The organism is Oscillatoria sp. FACHB-1406 (genome assembly GCF_014698145.1).
Lineage (GTDB): Bacteria > Cyanobacteriota > Cyanobacteriia > Cyanobacteriales > Spirulinaceae > FACHB-1406.
On sequence record NZ_JACJSM010000012.1, the window covers coordinates 49,011 to 65,540 of the forward strand.

13 protein-coding genes and 1 other RNA gene are annotated in these 16,530 nt (G+C 49.8%); 5 read left to right on the top strand and 9 right to left on the bottom strand.

Annotated elements, in window-relative coordinates:
* Nucleotides 1-70 precede the first annotated feature (70 nt).
* Nucleotides 71-2,635, bottom strand: a complete 2,565-nt coding sequence (locus tag H6G50_RS13390; protein WP_242032823.1) for a filamentous hemagglutinin N-terminal domain-containing protein — start codon at nt 2,633-2,635, stop codon at nt 71-73.
* Between the two features lie 317 nt (nt 2,636-2,952).
* Here H6G50_RS13390 and H6G50_RS13395 point away from each other — a divergent pair, with 317 nt between their 5' ends.
* Complete coding sequence (locus H6G50_RS13395; protein WP_190717034.1) at nt 2,953-3,573, top strand: precorrin-8X methylmutase; 621 nt, start codon at nt 2,953-2,955, stop codon at nt 3,571-3,573.
* 125 nt (nt 3,574-3,698) lie between these two features.
* On the opposite strand, the gene mazG is transcribed toward H6G50_RS13395, so the two are convergent.
* Entirely contained in the window at nt 3,699-4,553 is an 855-nt protein-coding gene (gene mazG, locus H6G50_RS13400) for a nucleoside triphosphate pyrophosphohydrolase (protein WP_190717036.1), read from the bottom strand.
* A gap of 227 nt (nt 4,554-4,780) precedes the next feature.
* Here mazG and H6G50_RS13405 point away from each other — a divergent pair, with 227 nt between their 5' ends.
* Nucleotides 4,781-6,202 (top strand): DUF2157 domain-containing protein, encoded by a 1,422-nt coding sequence (locus tag H6G50_RS13405; protein ID WP_190717037.1) that lies wholly within the window; start codon nt 4,781-4,783, stop codon nt 6,200-6,202.
* Nucleotides 6,203-6,220: 18 nt separating this feature from the next.
* Here the strand turns inward: H6G50_RS13405 and grxC are convergent, their stop codons facing one another.
* On the bottom strand, nt 6,221-6,535 hold the full coding sequence (gene grxC / locus H6G50_RS13410; RefSeq protein ID WP_190717039.1) for a glutaredoxin 3: 315 nt from the start codon (nt 6,533-6,535) through the stop codon (nt 6,221-6,223).
* Nucleotides 6,536-6,587: 52 nt separating this feature from the next.
* Here grxC and H6G50_RS13415 point away from each other — a divergent pair, with 52 nt between their 5' ends.
* Both H6G50_RS13415 and dusA read left to right on the top strand, forming a co-directional pair.
* Nucleotides 6,588-7,214 (top strand): NUDIX hydrolase, encoded by a 627-nt coding sequence (locus H6G50_RS13415; RefSeq protein WP_190717041.1) that lies wholly within the window; start codon nt 6,588-6,590, stop codon nt 7,212-7,214.
* A gap of 113 nt (nt 7,215-7,327) precedes the next feature.
* Nucleotides 7,328-8,302, top strand: coding sequence for a tRNA dihydrouridine(20/20a) synthase DusA (gene dusA / locus H6G50_RS13420; protein ID WP_190717043.1), 975 nt, complete (start codon nt 7,328-7,330; stop codon nt 8,300-8,302).
* A gap of 103 nt (nt 8,303-8,405) precedes the next feature.
* On the opposite strand, the gene H6G50_RS13425 is transcribed toward dusA, so the two are convergent.
* The 5 genes from H6G50_RS13425 to H6G50_RS13445 all read right to left on the bottom strand — a co-directional run bounded on the left by H6G50_RS13425 (nt 8,406) and on the right by H6G50_RS13445 (nt 13,701).
* Nucleotides 8,406-8,903, bottom strand: a complete 498-nt coding sequence (locus H6G50_RS13425) for a hypothetical protein (protein WP_190717045.1) — start codon at nt 8,901-8,903, stop codon at nt 8,406-8,408.
* A gap of 322 nt (nt 8,904-9,225) precedes the next feature.
* Entirely contained in the window at nt 9,226-11,349 is a 2,124-nt protein-coding gene (locus H6G50_RS13430; RefSeq protein ID WP_190717047.1) for a DUF4114 domain-containing protein, read from the bottom strand.
* Between the two features lie 257 nt (nt 11,350-11,606).
* Nucleotides 11,607-12,722 (bottom strand): TIGR03032 family protein, encoded by a 1,116-nt coding sequence (locus H6G50_RS13435; protein ID WP_199302920.1) that lies wholly within the window; start codon nt 12,720-12,722, stop codon nt 11,607-11,609.
* Between the two features lie 166 nt (nt 12,723-12,888).
* Nucleotides 12,889-13,283: a transfer-messenger RNA gene (gene ssrA, locus H6G50_RS13440) on the bottom strand.
* A gap of 55 nt (nt 13,284-13,338) precedes the next feature.
* Nucleotides 13,339-13,701 carry a hypothetical protein gene (locus H6G50_RS13445; protein WP_190717049.1) on the bottom strand — a complete coding sequence of 121 codons (363 nt, stop codon included), beginning with the start codon at nt 13,699-13,701 and terminating at the stop codon, nt 13,339-13,341.
* 176 nt (nt 13,702-13,877) lie between these two features.
* On the opposite strand from H6G50_RS13445, the gene H6G50_RS13450 reads away from it, so the two are divergent.
* The gene (locus H6G50_RS13450) at nt 13,878-14,402 is read left to right on the top strand and encodes a GIY-YIG nuclease family protein (RefSeq protein ID WP_190717051.1); all 525 of its coding nucleotides are present in this window, start codon (nt 13,878-13,880) and stop codon (nt 14,400-14,402) included.
* Between the two features lie 200 nt (nt 14,403-14,602).
* On the opposite strand, the gene H6G50_RS13455 is transcribed toward H6G50_RS13450, so the two are convergent.
* The gene (locus H6G50_RS13455; protein WP_190717053.1) at nt 14,603-16,417 is read right to left on the bottom strand and encodes a R3H domain-containing nucleic acid-binding protein; all 1,815 of its coding nucleotides are present in this window, start codon (nt 16,415-16,417) and stop codon (nt 14,603-14,605) included.
* Between the last annotated feature and the right edge of the window lie 113 nt (nt 16,418-16,530).

Sequence of the window (16,530 nt, forward strand, 5' to 3'; positions counted from 1 at the left end):
GCGGTACGGCATTAAACCCAACGAACGATTAACGATTAAAGAGCATTTCAATCCTTATTGAATTTCCCTACTAATCGTTGTTGTATGACTCTGCCGTTGCGCGCTCATAAGTCGCGTTGCTGCTGTAAACCTCTGCCATTTTGTCGTTACCTCTGCCAATTTCATAGGCGGCATTGTCTTCCCAATAGTCGGCTTTATTACGATGCCACTCTTGGTTGGACTCTCGCTCCGCTCGCCGTCGCTCCTCGTCGTAAGCATTATCTTCGGCTTCTGTGGAGCGCACGTCGCTGTCTGCTTCCAAATATCGCCCTGTGGAATTCAGGCTGCTAGCAGAAAATCGAGAAAGACGGGATGCACGTAATAAGCTAGCGGGAGGTTCGATTTCGCCTCGAGCGATTTGTCCGGCGAGGGTTAACTGATTGTGGACGAATTGTAGGTTATCGGGGTATTTCGATAAATCGAGGGAATTTTGGCTTGAAAAGCCCGAGGACAAGGCATCGCGGAAGGGACTCGGACTTCCCGTTACTGCCGCCCCGGAGCCGCTAATATTACGAATCAGGTCGCCATTTTGCACGACACCATTGAGCGTAATTCTGCCCGCTTTGCCTGAATCTATGCCGCCCCAGCGAGAGGTAGCACCGATAACATTCGCAGTAATTGTATTGGCATTAATGGTGATGTCGCCGCCCGCCCCAACTGTCGGGTTATTATTCCCAGCGCTGGAAAAGATGCGTTGGGCGGAAAAGTTACCGTTGGTGACGTTGATGGTAATATTACCGCCTCGGTTATTGGCTCCGTCAAGGGTTGTGGACTCCGAAGAAATGAAGTCCGCGATCGCGATATTACCATTCGTTGCATTCAGCACGATTTCTCCGGCACTTTTTCCAGAATAAGATGTGAACGCACCGGAGTACAAATTCTGCGCCGAAATGCCGCCGTTAGTTGCGGTGAGGCGAATACTACCGCCGCCGGTTTCGTCGAAGGGGTTTGCCCTGACGAGGGGATTAATATTGCCCAGCGTCATGCTCGCAGCCGTAATACTAATATCTCGCCCTCCTGCATCGATGGTGTCATTCGGACTCATCGAAAACGCGCCCCCCGCTTGGAAGGTAATTGTGCCGGTTCCCGGGGCAAAGGCGAGCGTCCCTAACGGTTGAATGGTAATGGTATTGCTGGCTTGAATTTCGACGTTCGTATTTCCCGGCAACGATTCTAGCTGGCTTTGGGCAATCGTCGTCGGCCCAACATCGCCTACTAATACTTGTCCGGTAAAGCTTCCCGCCCCAAAGCCCGGGGTAATAATAATATCGGCAGGATCGAGCAATAACGTGCCAAAGTTGCCGTTAGGGGCGCTAGTATCGACATTGCCGAGATATTGTAGGTTTTGTTTGCCGGAGACTTCTACGAAACCGCCATCGCCCGACTGACTGCCGCCGCGAGCGCTAATATTGCCTAAAAACTGAGTGGTATCGTCCGCCCAGACAATAACGCGCCCGCCATTTCCATTCCCCCCTTGATGAGTGGGGTTAGGGGGGATCGCATCGGCATTAATAACGGAATCTTCGCTGACAAAAGTCCGAGAAGCAGTGATAACGCTTCCTTTTCCTTGGTAGTCGCCGCCGATTAATACGGTGCCGCCGCCTGTACTGCCAGAGGCATTAATATTGGCACTGACTAAGCCAACTTTATCGCCCAAAACCTGGATTCTGCCGCCCGTTGCAGTGCTAGAAACATCAAGTTGACCGGCAGCAATTGAAGTGCCAGCGTCAGTCGGAACGATCGCGCCGGAATGGGTTAACTTAACCGTACCATTTTCTACTGTTACCCCTGTCGCTACGGGGATATTGCTGCTCGCTAAGAGTGCTGGCAACGATAAGGGCGCGATCGGGCGCGCGTTCTCATTGAGAGCGGTTCGGGTTTCTAGGGGTAAATCGAGACTCAATACGCTGCCTTGCGGTGTAATCCGAACCAGTTTTTCGCCGGGAACGGCGGTAATGGTAATCGTGCCGCCGGGAGCCGTCACAGTGCCGGTATTGAGGACTGTTCCGCCAACTAGGGTTACGCTTTGTCCTGGAGAAACAGCGAGGTTTCCGGCGTTGAAAATAGAACCGGGTTGAGAGGTACTGAAAGCAAAGGCGCTAGGGTTGCCACTTAAGGTTTGCAAGCTTTGTGAGTCGGTGTTGAGAGCAAACCAGCGATCGCCAATTTGAATGCCATTGGCGGTTGTGGCGAGGAAAGATGCTGGAACATTCAATCTGGCACTAGAACCGAACGCGATCCCCGCCGGATTCAATAAAAACAAATTAGAATTTCCGCCCGTGACTTGAATCAATCCATTAATGATTGAAGGATCGCCACCGATGACTCTTCCTAAGATGTTTTGAATCGTTGGATTCGAGAGAAAATTTGCGATTTGGCTTGGTTCTAGACCAAATTGCTGAAAACTTTGGTAAAGATTTGAACCTGTTTGAATCCCGCCAGTAATATCAAAGCGATTTCCAATCTGCGTAATGCTGGTTCCCGTTCCATCTGTCGCTGGAACAATGGATTGAGCTTGTACTGGCAGAGCGATGCCTTGAGACAGCATCAAAGCAATTGAGGACAAACAGGTCATTGCTGCGATGTTTTTCATCATGCCCCTGTATATCTCTGTCACAACTTCTAACGTCGATTCTATCCCTCGCCGCGATCGCTCGCTCTATGACTTCATGAATCTTTAGTTAATAAGCAATAATACTTAATGCAAGCTGAAAGCCTCATTCCTTCGTCGTAATACCCACAACTCTGATTTCCATCGAACTTGCGTCCAATAGACTCTATGTCGGATATTGCGGGTTAAATGTCTGATAATCTGTAAAGGTAGGATTCATTATTCCTCCTGTCTTTTGCTCCGTTTCCGCTGGATCGCTCGGGAAGGAGAGGAGAAGGTAGGATTCACGGCTCAGTTACAAGATGGAATGGCACTTCACGGACGCACAAAGTTTAGCGATTATCGATCGCGAAATCCGCAACCGCTCCTTTTCTCCGGCGGAATACGAAATCGTGCGGCGCATTGTTTACGAAACCGCCGATTTTGAATATCCCTCCTTAGTCAGCTTCTCAGAAAAGGCAATGCAAGCGGGCGCTGCGGCCCTCGCTGCGCGCAGTACCATTGTCGTTGACGTGCCGATGGTGCAAGTTGGGATTGCCCCGGGGATTCAGCAGACTTTTGCCAATCCCGTTTATTGTGCGATGGAAGCGCTGACGCGGCCGCAAAAAGAGAAAACCCAGAGTGCTTGGGGAATACAAACCTTAGCCCAACGCTATCCGGAGGCAATTTTTGCGATCGGACAATCGCAAACGGCTTTGACGGCGTTAGTCGAGTTAATCGAGGCAGAAGAAATTCGACCGGCATTAGTCGTAGGAACACCTGCTGGTTTTGTCGGAGCGGATGTGGCGAAAGCGCGACTTAAGGACTCGTCCATTCCCCATATTTGCATCCACGGGCGCAAGGGTAGTCCGGTGGTTGCCGTGGCGATTCTCAACGGACTCGTCGATCTCGCTTGGCAAGCTTACGGGCAGAATGCTTTTTAGAAATTAAAAATTAGAAATTGCTTTAGGACGAACTCACTCTTTTAAGATTAAGGGACAAGTTTTCAGCGTTAATTTTGTTGAAAACTCGCCTCAACAAACTGAGTAATCGCCAAGGTTATTCGCCTCTAAACGATATCTTCTTTAGGCGCAGAGGCGAGTTTAGCTTTCGCGCGATCCCAGAGGCGATCGAGTTCTTCTAGGGAATAATCATTGAGGGGGCGATCGGCGAAGGCTTCTATCAATTCTATACGCCGGACAATGCGTTGATTCGTCCCTTCCAACGCAGCAGAACTATCGAGATCGTACCAACGAGCAATATTCACTAAAGTAAAGAGTAAATCGCCAAGTTCCGCCTGTTGATGCTCTTTGTCTTCTGTTGCGAGCGCTTCGTGAAATTCAGCCAGTTCTTCGTTAAATTTCTCCCACACGCTCTCGATATTTTCCCATTCCAATCCGGCAGCGGCGGCTTTTTTGGAAATTTTCGCTCCCGCCATTAAAGGGGGTAGGGTACGGGCGTAGCGTTGAAGTTTGCGGCTGAGACGTTGAGTTTGTTCGGGGGTTTCTCCTTTTTCGGCGGCTTTAATTTGTTCCCAGTTCTGGCGGACTTGCTCGATCGATTCGACATTGACGTTACTAAAGACGTGGGGATGTCTGCGAATCAACTTTTCGGCAATTCCGGAGGCGACTTCTTCGAGGGTAAAATGATTGTATTCGCTGGCAATTTGCGCTTGCAAAACGACCTGCAAGAGCAGATCGCCGAGTTCTTCTGCGATCGCGTCCCGCTCGCCGCTGCGAATCGCGTGAGCCACTTCATAGGCTTCTTCGATAATATAGGGTATTAGGGTTTCTGGCGTTTGCACTAAATCCCACGGGCATCCTTCCTCCGGCGATCGCAACTTCGCCACTACATCGATCAAACGTTGCAGTGCCTCTAAAATGCTTTGGGAGGTTTCAGTCTGGGGGGTTTGGGAGCTAAACATCGGCAAGGATTAATTGATAATGGATAATGGACAATGGATCATTGATAATGAATAAATTGAGAGTTTGAGATGCTTTATTTTTTAGAAAAAGATTGTTGCGATTGCAAGTTATCAATAAACTTCTTGATGAAAGCCAAAATTAGAAAAATTGTTTTTACTTTTCCCTAATAAAGATTAGCATTGTTAATTGTCCATTATCAATTATCAATTGTCAATTGTTTTAGGTTATGGTATCAGAAAAATTTCGCCAGCAGTTGCGTCAAGAAGTCGAGCAATGGCGATCGCAAGGGTTGATTGACGACGCTCTCTACCATCGCCTCAGCCAGCGCTACGAACTCAACTCACTCGATACCGCTTACCGCAATCGCTTTATTTCAATTTTGCTGGGTTTGGGCAGTATTTTATTAAGCTTAGCGGTTATTACGTTTGTAGCAGCGAATTGGCAGTATTGGTCGCGATCGCTAAAAGTTTCACTGCTTTTAAGCCTATTTGCAGGCATTAATTGCGCGGGATTCTACTTTTGGCGGCAGCGGGCGCAAGGCTGGAAAGTACGGCTCGGACAAAGTTTACTTTTATTGGGCGGCTTGCTTTTGGGCGCAAATATGGCCCTAATGTCCCAGATGTTCCACCAAAGTAGCCCACTGTATCACCTTTTTCTGCTCTGGGGGCTGGGCGTATTGCTAATGGCTTATAGCTTGCGCTTGACGGTGTTAGCCATGCTAGGGCTGATTTTAGTCGCCTTGGGCTACGTCTCGAGCGTGGTTCCTTCTGCTTTTCTCTATCGTTGGGGCGAGGCTTCGGCGTTGCAGTTAGCCGTTCAACATCTGCCGCTGTTAGCAAGTGTTCTGTTTGTACCGCTTGCCTATCGATGTCGGTCGCGCTGGCTTTTTGGCGGCAGCCTTCTGTTGATAGTCGGTTCCTTAGAAACCAATCTCCTTTTCCTCTCGGCTCGACTGTTCGATGCTTCTGCTAGCAGCGCCGAACTGGTTGCCGCGATCGCTTGTACGCTCCCGCCAGCAGTTCTGTGGGCTTATCGAGATGCGATTTGGGAGCGGAGCGCACCGAATCCTTCCTTCGACGCGATCGCGCGCGGAATGAGCATTTTCTTCCTCAGTATGCTGTTCTATGTCCTCTCCTTTCGAGGTTGGTGGTTGGGTTCGCCGCAACCGGGAGATGAAGCGATGCCCCTACAAATTTGGGCGGCGCTCCTCGATGCCTTTATTCTAGGCGGTTTTACCCTATACGCTTGGTGGAAGTTGGGCGTGGGGAATCGGGCTTTTTGGTGTCTCGATCGCACCAGCACTGTAGTCGGAATGGCAATCCTAGTAACGGGTTGGCTCATTTGGTGGCACGGACGAGTCGAAGCTTTGGGCGCGATCGCGATTTTTGCTTTCAACGCTTTACTATTCCTGCTAGCGATCGGTTGCGTGCGCGAAAGCTTGGGAAGCGGAAAGCGCCGAGGTTTTTGGTGGGGTATGGTCTCGATCGTCTTGCAACTGACTTCCCGAATGCTAGAATACAACACCGATTTGCTCTTTAAAGCGATCGTGCTATTTTTCTGTGGTGTGGCGGTTATCTTAGCGGGCTTATGGTTCGAGCGCTACTTACTGACATTGCACTCGCCAGCGCCGATTCCCGATAAAGAATAGTTCCGGACGCAGTTCAACCTAAGCCTCACTCGCCGCTAATAATCCATCCAATTGCCCGCGAACATCCAAATCGTAAAGCTCGTCACAGCCCCCGATATGGCGATCGTTAATAAAAATTTGCGGGACGGTTCTGCGTCCGTTCGCGCGTTCTGCCATGCGATCGCGCGCCGCATCGTCGCCATCGATTTTGTACTCGCTGTAACGAACGCCTTTCCACCCCAACAGCAGTTTAGCTCGGATGCAAAACGGGCAAGTTTGCCAAGTATAAATTTCGACATTAGCCTTGATGCGCTCCGGATGCCGACCGAGGAGAGAATTAAGGAAATCGAACATAGATGCTCCGTTATCAGTTAAGGTCTTATCTTAATATCTTTTAAGTCAGAATATGAAGCCTGTTGCTCGATGGAAAATCATCAATTCGGAGTTTGCGATCGATAACCGTTGGTGCAAGGTTAGGCGGGATGAAGTCGAACTTCCGAATGGGGTTAGGGTTGACGACTATTTTGTAAATGTTAGGCCGGATGTTGTTCTGATTTTAGCCGTGACTCCCGATCGAGAAGTCGTTTTCGTGCGGCAGTATCGGCATGGTGTAGGAGAAATTTTGCTCGAACTTCCTGGCGGAACTTTTTATGCCGATCGCGAAACTTGTTTGGAAGCCGCTGCCAGGGAACTCGAAGAAGAAACGGGATATATCGCTCGAACTTGGACGCATTTAGCGACGCTTTACGATAACCCCGTTAAAGATACCAATAAAATCTATATCGCGATCGCTGAAAATGCTCTCGAGGAGAGTTACCAGCAGCTAGATATTACGGAAGCGGTCGAGGTTGTGCGAGTGCCGATCGCGGAAATCATCGAAAAGATAGCGAACGGAGAGTTAACGGTTGCCGGAACAATTTCAGCTTTGTTGATGGGGCTGAAATATCTAAATTACTTCGATATCATACCTCGCGAATCCGAACCAGAAAAGTCAACAGACTCAGTTAACTCAGACCCCACTCAAAACGACTAAAATCGGCACTATAAAACATTTTTCAATCTTTAATTTTTAATTTTTAATTCCAACAGAGTGAAAGGACTTTGCTACAATAAACAGAGTTATAATCGCGCCCAAACTGCTAATTAATGCTTCACCCCCTGAGCGTTGCGCCGATGATGGAGCGCACCGATCGCCACTTTCGCTATTTTATGCGCCAAATTACGCGGCGAACGCTGTTGTATACGGAAATGATAACAACAGCGGCGATTTTACACGGCGATCGCGGCAAACTTTTAGGCTTTTCGCCCGTCGAAAAACCCCTCGCCCTACAACTCGGCGGCGATAACCCGGAAGCGTTGCAAATTTGCGCGCGCATTGCCGAAGATTGGGGCTACGACGAGGTAAACCTCAATGTCGGCTGTCCGAGCGATCGCGTCCAGAGTGGCAGTTTTGGCGCTTGTTTGATGGCTTGCCCCGATCGCGTCGCCAAAGCCGTAGAAGCAATGCGCCAAGGCACGAAACTTCCCGTTACCGTCAAACATCGCATCGGGATTGACGAGCGCGATCGCTACGAAGACATGGCCGAATTCGTCCGCATCGTCGCCGCAGCGGGATGTCAGCGCTTCAGCGTTCACGCTCGCAAAGCCTGGTTAAAAGGTTTAAGCCCCAAGGAAAACCGCACGATTCCGCCCCTGCGCTACCCCGATGTTTATCGCCTCAAGCAGGAATTTCCTCACCTCGAAATCGAAATCAACGGCGGGATTACAACGCTCGAACAAGCCAAGGAACACCTGCAATTCGTCGATGCAGTCATGATTGGGCGCGCTGCTTACGATAATCCTTATTTATTTGCAACCTGCGATCGCGACTTCTACGGCGAGACAGAACCGCCGCCCACGCGCCAGCAAGTCGTCGAAGCCATGCTACCTTACATCGAAGAATGGACTGCAAAAGGCTTCAAACTCAACGCCATCAGCCGCCATCTGCTCGAACTGTTCGCCGGACAACCGGGGACTAAAGCTTGGAAGCGGCACATCAGCCAAAACGCCCATCTTCCCGGTGCGGGGGCAGAAGTTTTGCGGGCGGCAGCGCAGCAACAATTATTGGCAAGTTCTTATTGACTTTTTGCTCATAAAATGCTGCAAAAACATTGAGTAGTACATTGACAAGCTTAATATTGACAAACCCAAACTATGCTTTATTAGCCCCATATAATTTCATATATCACATCGCCTTTATTGCCTGCCAAACTTTTTCCATTCCAAAACTTCCACTTGTGGAAGCAGCACCAAAACCCGGACAGTATGGAGTCAGAACGGCTACGGGGGGGAAAAATGTTGTTGCGACTCCACTAACTGCATAGCAAACGACAAAACCTCCAATCATCCCTCCTGCCGTTTGTGCAGCACTATCAATAGTTGATTTTACAAGGGGATTAGATTTATATTCGTCGCCTAAAAATGTTGCGAATTCCCAATAAGTTTTAGGGTTAGTAGCATCGAAGAAGTTGATATTGGGAGTGCTAGCTACTAAAGGAACACTAGAAGGAAAAAGGAGCGAGGGATTTGGTGCAGCCTTAGCCGCTTGAGAAAATCCTAAGAAAGCGATGGTGAAAGCGAGGACAGACGCTAATAGACTCCGCAGCATTTTAATTGACTTTGTTTCGGGGTGTATATTGAAATGATATAAGACATTTTTTAAGAAAGCATGGCCTTTACCCAATCTTTACGCTATGGGTTAGTTTTTTAACCTAAAACTTTACGAAACTTACCGTGAAAATAAAATCTGGTCGTAGTTTAATCCTGCTAGCTCGGATTAATCGCTCGATTGCGGAAACGACTTCAATAATTAGGTAGACTGCATTTACGCTAGCACAGGATTTGTGCGTTACGCTTCGCTAACACACCCTACTTTTACTTAAGTCAGTGGCATTCCACCCTACTACATTCGCAAGCAAGTAACGCTATAAAATACTTCAAAGAAAAGAAAAGGGGAAATTGCGATCGCAACTCCCCCGAACCTTTACTTATTTCAGATCGAGCATTTAGACGACAATATCGACGCTAAGAATTAGATCGTTATAATCGCGATCGCCGCCGCCTGGTAAATCCTCAAAACCAAACGTATTATTCCCCAGCAATAGGACATGATCCGTACCATCGGGATTGCTCCCCAGGAAGGGGAAATAAGCCTGCGGGGGACCGATACCAAGAATCGCCAGACGCGAGGAGGCATTGGTTGGATTTTTCTCTAAGAACTGTTCCGGCGTTGAATTAACGATTAGGAACGGCGCATAGAGCGCATCTCCATCCAGTACCGCCGTGGTAGCCGCTGTTTGTTGGTTGCCAACCCCAAAGGTACTGCCCGCGACGCGCCGCTCGATCGCCGCCCGAGCGTAGCCCTCTTGTCCCGGAGCGATCCCGTTAATCGTCCCTTGGGCATCGTCAATGCGGTACAGTCCCACGACATCATTAAACCTCGCTTCCCGCTGCAAGGTCAGATTTGCCTGAACTTGTCGCCCTTGTAGGTTCACCTGGGGATTATTAGCAGCGAGCAGATCGACAAACTCTTGCCCTTGTCGCTGTACGTTCCCTACGCCAAGGGGTTGGGGTGTTGCCGTTTGCTGGAAGTTAATCGCAATGTCGTTGAACTTGCGATCGCTTCCTTCCTCAAATCCGAGAATAAAGTTACCGTTGCCGAGATCGGTTGCTTTTAATACGTTCTGACTTCCCAAACCGAGGGCTACATTATCCGTCGAAGTACGACCGGCTACAACCGCATCGCTGCTACTACTTTTCACCAAGTAGAAAGCAAAGCGATCGCCCGCCTTGAACTCGTCCGCAATGCCATCCTGTTGGCTCGCGCTAAAGCCCGCCGGTCGCGTTCCATTCGGCAATACCGAGAAGAACGCTTGCGATCGCGCCAAAGCAGCTTGCAGGTAGCCCCCACTACCGGGAGTTAAGTTGCCAATCTTACCCGAGTCGTCATCGACCTTAAAAATACCAATTTCGTCGATCTGACTGTTACTCGCTTGGGAAAGAACGTACTGCAAATTTGTATTGCCCCCATTCTTCCCAACCGTAAATACATTGTTGGCATTAACGCTGAGTAGGTCTCCCACCGGCGGTGGCGGTGGCGGTGGTGGTGGCGGTGGCGGTGGTGGCGGTGGCGGTGGTGGCGGCGGTGGTGGTGGCGGCGGTGGCGGTGGCGGGGTTGGTGAATTCGCTAAAAAGGTAATGCCACTGCTTGGTAGTCTTCCGCCATAGAGTAGATCGATTTTACCGTCTCCATTCAGGTCGGCAAAGACCGGACTCACTCCCTCGATCGCTCCGGCTTGGTTAACCGCATTGAAAGGATTATTCGCCCCTGTCAGTTCGACAAATTGAGAGGCATTCTTCGTCCCTTGATTCTCAAAATACCTTAATTGTCCCTTACCAACGTTAGCAACGCCCAGAACAGCATCTAGGTCGCCATCGCCATCGACATCGCCAAAGGCAGGCGTAACATAGTCGCTCGCTGCCATATTAATCCCATTAAAGGGGTTACTCGCTCCGACCTGCTTTGAAAAATTAGGATTTTGCGCGGTTCCGGTATTTTTATAAAACTCAATGTTGCCATCGCTACCGCCTGCTGTATCCCGGCGACCGATAAAGGCATCCAATAGTCCGTCGCCATCGATATCAGCAAAGCGAGGGGCGGAAACATAAACTTGAGACCCGACAGTGGTGGAAGAAACTGGACTCAAACCGAAGGGACTTGCCTGCGCCGGTCCAAATTGCGGGTTATTTAAGGTGCCATTGTTTTTGAAGAAATAGATTCCTCCCTCTGCTTCTCCAACGAAAGCATCTAATAGTGTATCGCCATCGATATCGACCAAGGTCAGTCTGGGATTCTCAGCCGGCTGACCCCCAACCAGCGTCGATAAGTCTAAGTTAAAAGGTTTATAAGACTGTTGGGTTAGAGGAGTCGAAAAATCCGGAGTGGTCTTGTTTCCGGTGTTAGGAATGAAGGAAATCAGACCTTTAAATAAAGGAAAAGCTCCGTTCGTCCCATCTTGACCGATTAACGCATCCAAATCGCCGTCGCCATCGATATCGCCGAAGGTGGGATAAGTATTATATCCCTGCGCGCTAAACAGTTTGACTGCCGAAGCAAAGGTAGTAGGCATATTTCAATTGCTCCTAATATGCTCTTTTAAGAGGATATTTGTGGTAAAGGAATAGTATTTTCACCGTGCGATCGCCGTTTGCGATCGCTCGCAATGCCCTTAATTTTTCCTCCTTTCACTCTCTCACACTCTCAAATCGTCTGCCGACCGGAGCTAGAAGGTCAGCGCTCTTCGTTCGGATTCATTGTACCCCAATGCTCGCCAGAATTTGACTTTGATTCTACCCCGCGATCGCAAACCGGAACGACTCTGAGAAATTACTGGAATTCGGGGAAAATTTGCCCGCTTCCTCGGATTAACGTTTCACCCCTCTGCGGTTGTAGGGCGGGACGCTGAGGATCGATCGCGATCCAATTACAAATTTCATCGGTTTTAAACCCAAAAGCCATCGGGCGCTGCACTCCCGGCAAAACTTGCAAATCGTAAAGTTCTGTAATCATCCCCTCAATTTGAATCCAATGATCGATATTGCCGGTTTTTATATTAATAATTGCAATGCCGCATTGACTTTCTGCTTCTTTTGTAGTCAAACGTTCATCCAAAGTTAGCTCCGAAAAAGCGCCTTCTCGCCTCGGTTTAGACAGTCCCACCAACGCCCAATCCTTATAAAAAGTCAATCCTCGCGCGTAACCGGGACAAAACGCGATCGCCTCAAAAACGCCTCGCTCTAAATCCACCGTTCCCAAATCCCCCGTTCCCGAGTTCAGCACCCATAACTGTCCGCGATACCAGCGCGGCGAATGCGGCATCGACAAGGTATTTAAAATAATTTCATTGGTACTGACATCGATTAAACAGCCCCCGCTTTGGCGCTTTTTACGCCATCCCGCCGCCACATCCGAACGACTAATCGCCGTTACATAGCGCGGTTGTCCGTTAACCATCGCCAAACCGTTGAGGTGACAGCGATCCTCTGGGGCGAGCTTGTCAATGAAAGGGGGCTGCCAAAGTGGAGTAAAGTTATAGCGATCGCTCGTCGTCCCCAAACAGCTATAGAGCGTATTAACAAAAACGATTCGTCCTTCCCCATCGACGGCTAAATCGTGAATGTCTAAATCCCCCGTTGTATGAGCCAAACGCGGCACATAGAGCTTATCGTAGCCGTTGTAATTTTCCCCGACAGCTAAAGTGTTTTCCAACTGCCAGATTTGATAGAGCGTGCTGAGATAAAGCCTATCTGGAGTGGCATAAAGTCCCATCGGGCGAGGGAACTGCCGCTCGAAAATCGAGAGTTCGCCTTCGGGTTTTAAACCGACAAAGAACAGGCAATGAGTTTGATAGGTACTAAACGCCAGACTAATCTGCTGCTCGTACAGCCAAGTGAGACAGTGACGAGAGCAAATAAATTCTAAGGGGGGGGAGGGAGAATTCAAAATTCAAAATTCAAAATTTTAAATTATTTTAACGGCTCGCAATCGAGTTGCTCGATGCGATCGAAAAGGGAGTTGCTCGAACGAACCCAAAAAAAAGAGGGCGAGGAAGCAATGATTTCCCCACCCTGTCGGATTAGTTGGTGTTTTTCAACTTGACAATTTCAACGAATGGAGCCGAGCAGAGTCGAACTGCTGTCCAAACTGGGTATTAACCTCTCGCTCGTTCACAAGTTTAGCTCCTCTAATCCTCAGAGCGGGAATCGTTCCTTATCCCGAACGATGGGATTCTTGAATTAAGTCTTAGCTAACAAGTAATTCAAGAAACCTTGTTAGAGCGTCCGTTGGGGTTAGTTCTGCAATCTTTAACGGAGTCAAATTACAGATGCTCGAACCTGAAAGAGGTTAGATTAGGCAGCTACAGGAGCGGCTTTACGAGCAAAAGCTACGATGTTGTTTTTCGCAGTTACATTTTTTTTGAGCCCGGGATTTGCGAGAGAAGACTCACTCTCGACTTGTATCACAATTCAGCGTTCGCCAGCCTGTCGAAACCATTACGGCCCCGCGTAGTTTTTATTGTAGCAGATGTGATGCTGTTAGGGAAGGTTTTAGTACAGTGCTAGGTTTTAGCGAGAAACTGAGTTTTTAAGCGAGGTACAAGCTCTAAGTCGGGAGTCATCGCCACGGCTAAAGCATTAACGAACAAGCAAGTACCTCCCAAACCGCTGAGAATGAAGGTAACGGGAGTCACGACTCCGATGACAAACCAACTCGATACGTGGAGAAAGAGCAGCAGGGCAAAGACGCTAGCACAGGCGGCGGAAAGGCGGATACGATAGAGAGAGCCATCGAACAGGAACGCCCAAGCGGTATGCCCGGTGGTAAAGAAGGTAGCAGGAACTAGAAATGCACAGATAGCGATGCAGTTCTGATGAGAAAAGTGAAGAAGTGTTGCGAGGTCGATCGCGGGCATAAATTGCATTGTATTAAAGTACCAGAGTAGCCGGAGCAGTCAAAGCCTCTCCTATCTTAGCTCGACCATCAAAAGACGGGACAATAGTAGAAGGCAAAGAAAATGTTAAAGAATGTCACAAGCTCTCTCCGACGCGGTTTGGTAGGATACTGAAGTGTCGCAGTTTGCCCCGCTCGTATCCGTTCATGGAAATTCCATCCTTAGAAAGTTTGCCTTATCAGTCCTACCTCGATGCTGAGGGAAAAATTCCCGATGAGTTAACCGGGAAAATTGGAGTTTATGCGATTTTCGATCGCGCCCGCACCCTGCAACTCGCAAATTACTCCCGCAACGTCTATCTCAGTCTCAAACAGCACCTCACCCGAAAGCCGCACCAGTGCTACGAGTTTAAGCTGCAAACCATCGAAAAGCCGAGCCGCACGATTTTAGAGGAAATCAAGCAAGCTTGGATTGCGGAAAACGGTAGCATTCCGCCGGGAAATAGCGATCGCGCCGTAGAATGGAATGAGGCGATCGATACCAAACCAGCGATGACTGAAGTCGAAAAAGCGACTTACGAAAAAAGCGAAGAACTCGCTAGAATCAAGCTGCTGAAAACCGTAGCGCGGCGCGTCGAAGCCGAAATTTTAGAAACCTTAAAAGAGCGCGGAGCGCAAATGGAGTTTCGCTTCAATCCCAAGATAAAAGAACGAGGATTGCTCGATCTCTAGCTGCCGCGCCAACTAAGAAACTATCTTATCGACTGTTTTTTGGATAATTTTAGAGGGTAGAAACCGAGCGGACAAAGGCAGAGTCGATTTTGAGGCGATTGCACCAAACCTGTAATTCGCCACCTTTACCCGCCCGACAATGGCTGCTTCTCTACTTCCATTAAGTTAAGAGCGCGAGCGATTGTTCATTAAAGCCTAACTTACGCCGGATAAATTCGCAGGCGACGATTCGGTTCTTCGCCGAAACTATCAGATTGCAGGCGATAATGTTCTACCAGTTCGTGCTGCATTTTCCGCACTTGAGAAGAGCGCGGCAATAACTCCACCGGCTGTCCTTTGGGAATGACGATTTGTTCCACCGCCAAACGCGCTTCCTCTAGCGCCTCGATTTCGTCATCGCTACCGTTCGCAGAAAAGAGGCGCAAATCGGGCGTATCGCCATCCCCCTCGCTGAAATCGTCCAGTCCGGCTAAACGCCGCAGCACGCGCGCAATTTGGGGCATTGTATTCGATTTGAGCGGGTGAATGGGAATTTGCCGCGCTTTGGCTAGGGTGCGAAGTTTGGCATGGTTTTTAATCTGCGATCGCAACGCTAAAATCGCATCTGCACCATCGAGGTCTTTTGTCAAGACTACGGGTAAATTCATTAGCTCGATCGCTTGCATCAATTGCGATCGCCCCACGCCATAAGGATAGACGTAAACCGGCCATTCCTCGCCATTCGGCCCGGGGGTGCGAACCTTAGCATTCTCGTCCTGAACTTGTCCCCAGGTGCGATCGAGCATCCGCTCGAACTCGCTGCTTGTTGCGCCGCCATTTCCGCTCGGAATTGCCTGCATCCGTCCCGAAGCGCGCCATCCTTGCGGGCGGCGTTCGTCCAGTTCGGGCGAAACCGGCGTTAGCATCTGCGGTAGCGGGCGCGTCGTGCGTTGGTGCGTAATGGTAATTTCCCCGCTTTCCGTCATCGTCCGCAATTGCGGCTGCGGTTCCTGTCCCCGCAGCAACAAATCCACCGTCTGCGCCACGTCCACATGAACCACCCAACTTTGCCGTTCCAGCATTTCCACCGCTGCTTCAAACGTCGGCGGTGCTTTGCGTTCCAGCACGGTTTTTTGGGAACCGCGCCGCCGCGCTTCTTCATCGCCCAACGTCACTGCCTGAATTCCCCCGACTAAATCCGAAAGCGTGGGATTTTTAATCAAGTTCTCAATCTGATTCCCGTGGGCGGTTCCCACCAACTGCACGCCGCGCTCGGCAATCGTGCGCGCTGCTAGGGCTTCCAGTTCCGTTCCGATTTCGTCGATGACAATCACTTCTGGCATATGATTTTCCACTGCCTCGATCATCACCTGATGCTGCAATTCGGGGCGCGCGACTTGCATCCGGCGCGCCCGACCGATCGCCGGATGCGGTATATCCCCATCGCCAGCAATTTCGTTCGAGGTATCAATGATTACCACCCGCTTTTGCAACTCATCGGCGAGAACGCGGGCAATTTCCCGCAGGGCAGTTGTTTTTCCGACTCCCGGCCGACCGAGCAGCAGCAGGGATTTCCCAGACTCCACCAAGTCGCGAATCGTACCGACCGTTCCGAGGATCGCCCGACCGACGCGGCAGGTTAGCCCGATAATTTCGCCGTGGCGGTTGCGAATGGCGCTGATGCGGTGGAGGGTGCGCTCGATCCCGGCGCGATTGTCGCCGCCAAAATTGCCGACGCGATCGATGGTATATTGCAAGGCTTCGCGCGAGATTGGTGTTTCGCTGAGATATTCGGCTTTTTTGGGCAGGCGAACTTCAGGAAAACGCCCCAAATCCAAAACGACTTCAATGATGCTGTCTTTAGCGGGGTGCTTTTGCAGTTTTTCACGAAGTTCCTCGGGAAAAATGTCGAGCAATTGGTCTAAATTATCCGTCACTTCAGTTCGTTGTCCGTCACGCTCTTCGGTCGTAATAATGGTGCGATCGCTCGCGCTATCTTGCGGATTAAAAGTGTCGCTAGAGTTGGGATTTACCATACCCGGTATCTTAGTTTCAGCGGTGAATTGGTACTGAGAAAAGCAAGGACGAGCAAGGTGAGTTGGGAACCCCTGCTTACCTTAACTTTACTGGATTAGCAATGATAAAATTC

What these genes read in the sequence shown, in the direction of transcription:
- H6G50_RS13390 (WP_242032823.1), bottom strand. Translation starts at nt 2,635, where the DNA reads ATGATGAAAAACATCGCAGCAATGACCTGTTTGTCCTCAATTGCTTTG.
- H6G50_RS13395 (WP_190717034.1), top strand. Translation starts at nt 2,953, where the DNA reads ATGGAATGGCACTTCACGGACGCACAAAGTTTAGCGATTATCGATCGC.
- mazG (WP_190717036.1), bottom strand. Translation starts at nt 4,553, where the DNA reads ATGTTTAGCTCCCAAACCCCCCAGACTGAAACCTCCCAAAGCATTTTA.
- H6G50_RS13405 (WP_190717037.1), top strand. Translation starts at nt 4,781, where the DNA reads ATGGTATCAGAAAAATTTCGCCAGCAGTTGCGTCAAGAAGTCGAGCAA.
- grxC (WP_190717039.1), bottom strand. Translation starts at nt 6,535, where the DNA reads ATGTTCGATTTCCTTAATTCTCTCCTCGGTCGGCATCCGGAGCGCATC.
- H6G50_RS13415 (WP_190717041.1), top strand. Translation starts at nt 6,588, where the DNA reads ATGAAGCCTGTTGCTCGATGGAAAATCATCAATTCGGAGTTTGCGATC.
- dusA (WP_190717043.1), top strand. Translation starts at nt 7,328, where the DNA reads ATGCTTCACCCCCTGAGCGTTGCGCCGATGATGGAGCGCACCGATCGC.
- H6G50_RS13430 (WP_190717047.1), bottom strand. Translation starts at nt 11,349, where the DNA reads ATGCCTACTACCTTTGCTTCGGCAGTCAAACTGTTTAGCGCGCAGGGA.
- H6G50_RS13445 (WP_190717049.1), bottom strand. Translation starts at nt 13,701, where the DNA reads ATGCAATTTATGCCCGCGATCGACCTCGCAACACTTCTTCACTTTTCT.
- H6G50_RS13450 (WP_190717051.1), top strand. Translation starts at nt 13,878, where the DNA reads ATGGAAATTCCATCCTTAGAAAGTTTGCCTTATCAGTCCTACCTCGAT.
- H6G50_RS13455 (WP_190717053.1), bottom strand. Translation starts at nt 16,417, where the DNA reads ATGGTAAATCCCAACTCTAGCGACACTTTTAATCCGCAAGATAGCGCG.